Origin of the sequence: Neolewinella aurantiaca (assembly GCF_008014675.1) — a bacterium.
GTDB lineage: Bacteria > Bacteroidota > Bacteroidia > Chitinophagales > Saprospiraceae > Neolewinella > Neolewinella aurantiaca.
The window spans coordinates 1-10322 of record NZ_VOXD01000062.1; the positions used below are offsets into that span (position 1 = coordinate 1).

3 protein-coding genes are annotated in these 10322 nt (G+C 51.7%); all 3 read right to left on the minus strand.

Annotation, left to right across the window (positions count from 1 at the left end):
• Nucleotides 1–335: 335 nt before the first annotated feature.
• The 3 genes from obgE to FUA23_RS21675 all read right to left on the minus strand — a co-directional run bounded on the left by obgE (nt 336) and on the right by FUA23_RS21675 (nt 10298).
• A complete protein-coding gene (gene obgE, locus FUA23_RS21665) occupies nt 336–1373 on the minus strand; it encodes a GTPase ObgE (RefSeq protein WP_147932874.1) in 1038 nt (345 codons plus the stop codon).
• Nucleotides 1374–1431: 58 nt separating this feature from the next.
• Nucleotides 1432–2013 (minus strand): adenylate kinase, encoded by a 582-nt coding sequence (locus FUA23_RS21670; protein ID WP_147932875.1) that lies wholly within the window; start codon nt 2011–2013, stop codon nt 1432–1434.
• Nucleotides 2014–2396: 383 nt separating this feature from the next.
• Nucleotides 2397–10298 (minus strand): DUF11 domain-containing protein, encoded by a 7902-nt coding sequence (locus FUA23_RS21675; protein WP_222707079.1) that lies wholly within the window; start codon nt 10296–10298, stop codon nt 2397–2399.
• Between the last annotated feature and the right edge of the window lie 24 nt (nt 10299–10322).

The window sequence follows — 10322 nt, forward strand, 5'->3', positions numbered from 1 at the left end:
AAGTGGATGGTGAACCAAACAAGCGTTTCTTGGGTCAGGAATCTGATCGACTCCAGGTAATGGATCAAGGGGGAGATTGGTCGTTTCCTTATTTTGCATGACTCAATAACGGAAAACAATCCCGGCTAGATTAATTTTATAGTATGCGTTAGCCCTGGGGGCCGGGGGAGAGGGAAATCCGTGCATATCGTGATACACACAGGTTGCCACGGAGGGAATTGGCTTCAGATTACACTTCCTGCCTTCAGGCACCAGACGGCAAAGACCTGAAATAAAAACAGGCCCACCAGACATCGTCCGGCGGGCCTGTTTTTTGGCCTCCTGATGCTCAGAAGTTATTCTTCTTCCATCGAGATTTGCTTACCGTCATAATCTTCGCGGTTGGCGATGATCATGTTGTAGAGCATGTCTTTCAGTTCCGTGATACCTTCTCCGGTAACCGCTGAGATGTAGATGTGGGGAATACCCTTGGGGATTTCGTTTTTCCTCATTTCCTTCAGCTCCTCATCCACCAGGTCAGCGCGGGTGAGGGCGAGCAGGCGGGGCTTATCCAGAAGTTCTGGGTTGTACTCGCGTAACTCGTTGAGAAGAACATCGTATTGCCCTTGCATATCGTCCGCATCGGCGGGGATGCAAAACAAGAGGCTGGCGTTGCGTTCTATGTGCCGCAAAAACCGGTGCCCCAGCCCTTTCCCGAGGTGAGCATCTTTGATGATCCCCGGGATATCGGCCATGGCAAAGCTCTTACCGTCGCGGTACTGAACCATCCCGAGTTGCGGCACCAGAGTGGTGAACTCGTAATTGGCGATTTCAGGCTTCGCGGCAGAAACCACCGAGAGCAAGGTAGACTTCCCTACGTTGGGTAAGCCAACCAGCCCCACATCAGCGAGGACCTTCAGCTCAAGAATCTTCCAGGTTTCGATACCTTCTTCGCCGGGTTGGGCGTAGCGTGGCGTCTGGTGGGTAGAAGATTTGAAAAAAGTATTCCCTTTGCCACCTCTGCCACCCGGGACGAGAATCTTCATCTCGCCGTGATGGGTCATTTCGAATTCCACCTCTCCGGTTTCGGCATCACGAACGATGGTCCCTAGTGGGACTTCCAGAATGACGTCTTCACCGTTGGCGCCGTGGCGGTTGTTCTCGCTACCGTTGCCTCCGTGCGGAGCTTTGGTGTGCTTCCGGTACTTAAACCCGAGCAGCGTCCATTGATGCCGGTTTCCCTTCAGGATGATATGACCTCCACGGCCACCGTCGCCACCGTCGGGGCCACCGTGGGTAATTCCTTTTGCCCGGTAAAAATGCGCCGAGCCAGGCCCTCCGTTTCCGGAGCGCAGGTATATTTTAACGTAGTCTACGAAGTTACCGTTAGCCATAGATATTAATAACGCGGATAAGCCTACGTTGGTTTGTAATGATTCAGGGCTCAGCCTGCTAATCCTCCAGTTCCGGAGATACGATTTGATCGACCGCGAGGGCAACCTTGACGATCTTCTGCATACCGTTTACCTTATGTGCAAGGCCTAACTTATCGTAGTACGCAAATACCGGTGTCGTATAATTGACGAAATTTTCGAAACGCTTCCGGATCGTAGACTCGTCCATATCATCCGCACGGCCGCTGCTGGCGGCGCGGGCCATGATACGCTGAACTACTTCTTCCTGATCTACGTCCAATAATACCAGAGCATCGATCTGGGTATTAAGCTCACTCATTAACTCGTTCAGTGCTTCCGCCTGTGGGTCTGTACGGGGAAAACCATCGAAAATGATGCCCGTTACGTCCGGGTTTTGCTCTACCCGCTTGCGCAGCATCGCGATCGTTACGGCGTCGGGTACCAGGTCCCCACGATCCATATAGACTTTTGCTTCCTGACCGAGTGGCGTATTGTTCTTGAGTTCAAACCGGAACATATCGCCAGTACTGATATGCAGAAACCCGTACTGCTTTACTAATAGTTCTGCTTGAGTTCCTTTACCAGAGCCGGGAGGGCCAAATAAGATTAGATTGTACATAGATTGTAGCTGATTGATCCGCAAAGATAAGGCCTCTTAAGGCTGTAGAGTGGCAGACATCGCCAAAATAGCTTCACTTATGGTGGTTTTCAAGCTAATTATACAATTTCCGGCGAGGACGCGGGTGCAAAACACGTTTTAAGGGCAAATCTCTTCGCATTCAGGTTCGTTTCTGCAGTGCCCCTTCAACCTTCTGTGCACCTGCGTTCGCGCCAAGGCATTCATTGTGACTGCAAATTCGCGATTTCAACCTGTTACAGTTCATTTGTTGGCCTGAAAGCACGTAAATAAGAAAGCCCGCTGATCCGGATACCGGAGTCAGCGGGCTTCTTTATTAATCATCTACCTCCGGCCGAAGCCGGGGCGGGAATCTGTCTATCTGTTTATTCAACGATCACCATGCGTTTCGTAGCTACCCAGTCACCAGCGGTAACCGTGTAAGAGAACACACCGGAAGTATTACCGAGGTCACGCTTGGTGAGGGTCACGCTGTTGTAGCCAGCTACGCCTTCACGACGAACTTCGCGCACCAGGCGTCCGGCTGCATCAGTGATGGCAATCACAACTTCATCGTGCGCCTCGGGCAGTTCGTAACCGATCACCGTTTCTCTGCGAACCGGGTTAGGTACGTTCTGAAGAAGCTTGTAGCCAGCGACTTCGATCACTTCCTCGTTGAATACGAAGGTCAGGTTGCGCAGTCCATTACCATTGCGGTTGTAAGCTTCTGCTTCCGTGAAGCGGTTACCCGCATCAATGGCTTCGCTAAGCTTACCGTTGGCTTCGGCACGTACTACCAGGGAGAAGAGCACTTCTTCACCCGTCCAGTCTGCAGGTGTATCCGTACCAGTCCAGCTCCAGCTGGTAGTTACCAGGCCGCGGTCGGCAAAGCGCCAGCCGAAGTTGGCGTTGGTAACCAGGCCGGGTTCGATGCCGGTAATCGTCACCGCTGTCTGGTCGAACTCCAGGGTAAACTGGTAACCATCCACAGAAGTGAGTTCAGCCGCCGTAACGGGTACAGTATACGTCTCGCCCTGGATCATCTCTACTTCATCAAGTTCCAGCTCAAGGTCTCCGCGGAAATCCCGTGGAGTAACGGGCGTGCGGGAGTTAGGCCGTGCGGAACGGTTCAGGTCACCCATCTTAACACCGATAAAGTCAGCATCAGTGATGTTAGCCTGGAGGTCATTGAAGTTAGATACCTGCGGGAATTCCTCAGCCCATGGGTTAACCGGCGCCGGGAAGTCGTAACCGACCGGAACGAAGGTCCAGCTAGGTACGTCGTTCGGGTACACATCGATCAGGCCGAGGATCAGGCTACGGATAGTGATGATGTCACCGACATCAATACTCTCGTCACCGTTTACATCAGCGGCGATCCTCAGGTACGGTGTTTCCAGATCGGCTACACCCAGAATGTGGCGTGTTGCACGAACGATATCCGAAGTACGGACACCTTCGAGGAAGTCAGTGTAGTGAGAAGGAGCAACAGTGTAGTCACCTGCCAGCGGCAGGTTCGTGAAGCTGATGATACCATCGTTGGTCGTGGTCATGGTGCGCTGAATTTCGTTGGAGCCTTCGAGGCTTACAACTACATTCTCAACAGCTTCCATTTCCTCGGTCAGGATTACACCGGCAATGTTACCTGTGGTTCCGTCTTCACAGTGACCTGCGTTGTCCTGTACTTCAACGATAACTTCACAGTAGTCAGGCGTCGAGCCTGCACCGTCGAAGGCGTAGACACGTACGCTGAGGTCACCGAGGTCATCACAAGTAATGTCGTCTACACCCAGATCGCCAACTGCGGGGGTGAAGCCGGCAGCACCCGCTTCGTCAGAACGGTAGATACTGTAGTCTTCAACTACGTTTCCGTCACAATCGATGATTGGAGAGGCAACGAAGTCAGAAGCCCAGATGGCAGCGATGCCACCTCCGTCGCCATCGCTCATGAGCGTGACGGTGAGGGTCTGGATACAGATCGGAGTCGGAGTACGGTCAGCAGTTACACAGAATTCGATAATCTGAACGTCAGTGTTTCCACAGCCATCATTGGCCTGGATACGAACCGCGTGCTCTCCAACAGGAACGTTGGTAGCAGTAAGCGTGCTCAGACCAGTGGAGTCATCAACTACGATGTTAATCGTGATGCCAAGTGCAGTTGCGTTGTCCGGCTGGAAGCCATTTGCAACCACGTAGTTGGCGTCAAGCTCAACGGTAGAGGTCGGAGTAGAACACTCGTCAGTAACGGTGTAGTCAAGGCTTACGGTTGCAAGACAACCATCACCACTTCCTGCAAAGCACTCAGCAGGCTCTTCGAAAGTGATTTCGGGTGCCACTTCGTCGTAGATCTTAATGAACTGGACGTAGCGGAAGAAGCCGCGACTGTTGTAAACGTTACTACCGTAGGTATTATCGTCGTTTGCATCACCTTCACCGTTGTCACCGAGAGCAACATCACCCTGTGCACTTGGAGCCGGGTTGAACGTGCGGTCAGTGCTGATGAGGCTGTAGAAGGCCACATCGTCGTTGACGCTTGCGTTGTCCGGTCCAGGAGTTACGTTCACGTAGAGCAGATCCTCTTCGACGTCACGCGGGTTACGGGTGCGGTCTTGTGCACCAGGAGCGTCACGCTTGATCAGGTAAGGTTCACCGAGTGAGTTGTATTCACACCAGTTAACCACATCGTAGGTCACACGGAGTTTGAAGCACTCGTCTCCGGCATCCTGTGTACGCAGGGTATCAACGTCAACAGTAGTAGTGATCAGGTCACAGCCAAGTTCGTCAGCAATGACGCCGTCGAATGCCGGAACCTCCATACAATCACCTTCCTCGTCGGTTGGGAATGTAATCTGGTAATCATGGATTCCGATTACGTCGATCACCTGAGTACAAACGTTCGTGTTCGTGAAGCCGGCACCGTCCGTGCTTGTAAAGCTACGGGTAATGCTACCAACACCACAGCTGTTGATTGTACCAGATACTGTCTGTGTGATAGTAGTGGCACAGTTGTCAGCACCGCCTGCCTGACCGAAGAGTGCATCGAGCTGAGCGAATGTAGCTTCAGTGATGTCGTTCGGGAGGCTGGCGTTGTAATCAACACAAGTGATGGTTGTATTAGCAGGAGCAACACAGCTAGGAGCAATCTTGTCCTCAACCAGTACGTCGAGCCAGCAGAAGTTCTCATTGCCTTGCTCATCGGTTGCCCGTAGACCAACGCGCACGACTCCTGCGTCGCTGCATTCGAGTATGATTTCATCACTGTAGACTTCACCGGCCAGTGGCAGGTCATTGTCGCCTACCCGTGCGATAGCGAGAGTTACTCCGCTACAGTCATCAGTAGATCCGGCGTCAAGCATGTCTGGCGTCAGTGTGGCGTAGCCCTCACCGTCGGTGCCTGTAATGCTGATGTTCAGACCGTCCTCACAGATAGCTACCGGAGGAGTGAGGTCTTCGATGCGGATGTCGACATCGGTATGGCCGATGTTGCCACAGTCGTCAACGTAAGTGTAACGGATCACGTGGTCACCAACCGGAATGGCCGTCGACAGCTCCGGAGCGGAGTCATTGAGGTCAATCAGGAAGGAACCGATCGGCGCACTGTCGAGATCTCCGTCGATGAAGATTTCTGCAGTCAACTGGATGTTTGCGGAACAATCGTCAGTCAGGGTGATGCGGTTGTCATCCAGGCGGATGTAAGCAGCACACTCATCGTTGGCGTTGGTTCCGTATACAAGTGGTCCGGTGACCGGGAGGCCATCGTCATCCAGGTTGGTTGGAGCAGTAAACACCGGAGCATCGAAGTCACCAACCTTTATTACCTGAGAGTAGGTGATGGATTCTCCTTCAGGGTCACACCAGTCAAAGATGGTGTAAGTCCGGACAATCTTGAACGTATTAGCGCAAGTCACTACACGCTCAGAGTCTTCGAAGCTTGCAGCGAGGTTACAGTAAGCAGCGTTTCCAGGAATCGAGTAAGTACCAAATGCAGTTGTGATGCTTGGCTCACCATCCGGAGTTGGAGCGGGGTTACCGTTCGGCAACTCATCATAAGTCGTGCTACAGCTGATCTCGAGCGGATCAGATACATCAGGCAGGTTCACGTCAGCCAGAGTTGGAGGACGTACCGTAATCTGTTGTACGCAGGTTGCAGAGTTTCCACTCTGATCAGTTACTGTGAACGTACGGAGGATGGTCCGGATGTTACACTGTGGATCAGCATTCGGAATCTCGAGGTCATAGAATTCGACAACGAGTTCCGCAAGCGGGGTACAGTTGTCATCAATAACCGGTACACCTGTCGGAGTAAGGATATCCGGAACAGCCTCACCTGTATAAGTGACGATGTTCTCCTGGAAGATTTCATCAAAGTCAGTACAAATGAAATCAACACCGTTGAATCCGCTTGCATCGTTAGCACACTCAATCTCAGGACGTTTCTTGTCTTCGATCGTAACCTGTCCCCAACATGTGTTTTCACACTGTGGATCTACAAGACTTACGAAGAGTGTCTGATTAACCTGATCGTTTCCTACTACTGCAGTTGGGAAACCAGCTGCATCGCGAAGCGTATCACCGGATAGATCCAGGATCACTACCTCGAGAGAGTTAGCACAGAACAGGTTACCCTGAAGGATCAGGTCTGGCGTGATCTCAGCTTCACAATCTTCACCGAGTGAAATATTCTGGAAACCAGTACAAGACAGGTTCTGAATATCGATGATGTCGATAGTGATTACAGAAGTCATTTCAGGACAGTCGTTCACCGCCGCAATCGTGTATTCGATTGAGTAGTCACGTGAACGGTCGAGTGTTCCTGGAATTACCACGTTCTCAGGATCACTGAGGTCTACAGCGATTGGGTTGCCGTCTTCATCCATGAAGAAGAGTTCACCTTCGGTGAATACGCCTCCGATGTTTGGCAGGCCTGCAAGAGATTCGTAGAGGTTGATAACTACGGTTGCTTCGTCACAGCCGAGACATACCTGGATGGTGTTGCTCACACCTGGGTCCTGGTAACACTCTACGGTTACTACAGCAATATCGCTGTCATCCTCATCGTCGTCAATGATTCCGTCTCCGTTGGTGTCTCCACCTCCGTTCTCGTCGTCATCGTCGATCTCTCCATCGTTACCCTGGATATCATCAGGAGTAGAGTCAATGTCGGTGACTTCATTTCCTTCTTCATCTGTAGCGGAAACAATTTCAGCTTCATTAACCAGTACCTGTCCGGATTCAACACCATCAGGATCCTCCATTACACCCATGGTGTAGTCAGGGAACATTTCAGGTGCGACAGTAAGTGTAATCTGAACGGTTGTCCGTTCGCCAGGCTCAAGGCCACCTTCGAAGAGGTCACCATCTGCAACTGATAGGGTATCAATTGGATTACCGTCCGCATTCAGGCTCCAACCTGGGTTGAGAGTCGGATCGAATACGAAGCCAGCAGGCACGTAGTCAACGACTACTACATTATCAGCAGTAATCGCTCCCTGGTTGATCACTTCAATGTCGAAGATAACTTCGTCTCCTGCGCTTACTGTACTGGACTGGCCATCAGCAAGTGTCTTAACGAGCGCGAGATCAAAGCCTCCAATCAGGATCGTAGCAGGGTCAGAGTTGTCAGAATCACCGCCGGTAAGCTGGTTACCGTCGATTTCGTTGTCCTCGAAGAAGTTGTCGTTTCCAGGAATTGTATCCATTGGAGAGTCAACCTCAATTACATCGTTTCCGATACCATCAGTCGCATCGCTTACTTCAGCAATGTTTGTCAGTGGCATTACCGCTTCCATAGCAGGGTTGACCGTAAGGAAGATTTCCACTTCAACAAATGCACCTGGCTCAAGCACATCAGCGCCGTCAAACTCAGTGAGTATTGTTTCGAGGTAGGTGGTGTCATTGATGTCAGCGTACTCCATCCAATCCGGGTTAAGGGTAGGATCGAACATAAAGCCATTTTCAGAAGATGGGGCGTAGTCAGAGACCCGGATATTGTCCGCAGCAATTGTGCCTTGGTTGATTACCCGAATAGTAAATGCTACGGTATCTCCTGCGTCAACGTTTGGACTCTGACCGGGTGAAAGCACTTTAGTAAGCGCCAGGTCGAAGGTATTGGTAATGATGTCTTCGAAGTCAGATTCGTCTTCGTCTCCACCATTGAGTCCGTCACCATCGACATCATCGTTGTCAGTATCGTCAATATCATCAGGGTTGTTCGGATCGACAGGAGTCGAATCGTCATCAACCTGAGGGTTACCGTTTTCGTCAGTAGACTCACCCAGTTCTGCGATGTTGCGGAAAGTAAGGTCTCCAGCAAGCGGAACGTCAAGAACAAGTTGAATCTGGAAAGTAGCCGAAGTCCCAGGAGCGAGACCGCCAGCAGGAAGTTCACCGTCTGCTACCGTGAAGGTATCAGTCGCTGTTCCGGTAGCAGCATCGAATACATAGTTTCCGAAGCTCATGTCGAGGCTCATTCCCGCAGGGATGAAGTCAACAACGGGGATGTTGTCAGCAGCAATTGCCCCCTGGTTGATGATTACGAGGTCGTACGTAATCGTATCGCCAGGGTTTACCATGTTGGATTGGCCGGCTGCCAGCATTTTCTGGAGAGCAAGGTCGAAGGTGAGGATCTCAACTTCTTCGAAGTCAGACTCATCTTCATCACCTCCATTCTGCCCGTCACCGTCGATGTCGTCGTTGTCAGTGTCTGCAATATCATCAGCTGGCTCACCATCTACGTTGTAGTCGGAGTCATCATCAGTTTGCATATCACCGTTCTCATCAGTTGCGTCCTGAATCTCAGCCACGTTCCGCAGACTCATGCCTGCTACTTGCGGTGAAGCAAGCGTAAGCATGATTGTAGCAGTAGCTGTTTCTCCAGGAGCTATTCCTCCAACAGGGATTTCTCCGTCGGCAACAGTAAGAACAGTCGTAGCAACTCCACCTGATTCTGTCCAGACTTCGTTACCGGCAATAGTTCCGTCGAATGTCATCCCTGAAGGAATGAAGTCAGCAATCGTAACATTGTCAGCCGGGATATCACCCTGGTTCGTAATGATGATATCGAAGGATACAGTGTCGCCAGGCTGAACCTGCGCACTCTGTCCCGGACTCAGCACTTTAGTAAGAGCGAGGTCGAAGGTTTGAACGGTCACGACTTCAACATCGTGATCATCTTCATCGCCACCCTCATTTCCGTTGCCGTCAATTTCATTGTCATTGACAACGTCTTCATTGTTCATATCATCCGGAGTAGAATCGATATCGTCCTGCGGATCACCATTTTCATCCGTAGCGGCGCTGATCTCAGCAAAGTTGCTGATCATTGCTCCAGCAGGAAGTGGATCTGCAAGTGTGATGAAGATTTCTACAGAAGCAGACTCTCCAGGAAGCAGACCACCAACAGGAAGCTCAGTTCCTGCTGTCAGCGTACGCTGTGGGTTAGCTCCCACGAGCGCCCACCCGGCGTCGTCGTTGCCCATAATTCCACCTTCGTAAGTCAGGCTACCGTCCACAGGAAGGTAATCTGTCACAAGGATGTTGTCAGCTGCGATCATTCCCTGGTTAATAACCGTGATCGTGTAAGCAATTGTATCACCTGGGCGCACGTCTGAAGACTGTCCTGGAGACAGAGTCTTAGTCAGCGCAAGGTCAAAGCCTTCAATCGTGATACTGGCTACGTCATGATCATCGTCATCTTCGCCTGGGTTGTTTCCGTCTCCGTCAACCTCGTTATCGGAAGTCAGCGTATCGTCGGTAGGATCGGTATCGTAAACAGAGTCGTCGTCCGTTTGCTCGTCACCGTTCTCATCGGTCGCATCGCTGATCTCAGCGAAGTTGTCGATCTGCGTTCCTGGGGGCAACAGTGGGCTTGCCAGTGTCAGGAAGAGATCAATTGATACCGAAGCGTCGGGTGCAAGACCACCAGCCGGAAGCTCACCGTCAGCAACCGTGAGGGTTGTTGTTGGATTACCAGCTACCAGTGACCAGCCGAGAGTTGAGTTGTCGTCGATGCCGTTGCCAGCCATCATCTCAAAGCCAAGCTCCGCCGGCAGGTAATCGGTTACTTCAATATTATCAGCAGGAATGTCGCCCTGGTTGATCACCGTGATTGTGTACACTACAGTGTCTCCAGGCTCAACAGTAGCAGACTGTGTTGCTGCAAGCGTCTTGATGAGCGCGAGGTCGAAGGCCTGTACCATGACGTCCGCCACATCGTGGTCGTCTTCGTCACCGCCTTCCATGCCGTTGCCGTCGATTTCGTCGTCGTTGACAACGTCCTCATCGTTCATGTCATCCGGCGTGGAGTCTTCGTC

Excerpts from the sequence above, each read along its gene's own strand:
- FUA23_RS21670 (WP_147932875.1), bottom strand. The coding sequence starts at position 2,013 with ATGTACAATCTAATCTTATTTGGCCCTCCCGGCTCTGGTAAAGGAACT.
- obgE (WP_147932874.1), bottom strand. The coding sequence starts at position 1,373 with ATGGCTAACGGTAACTTCGTAGACTACGTTAAAATATACCTGCGCTCC.
- FUA23_RS21675 (WP_222707079.1), bottom strand. The coding sequence starts at position 10,298 with ATGAACGATGAGGACGTTGTCAACGACGACGAAATCGACGGCAACGGC.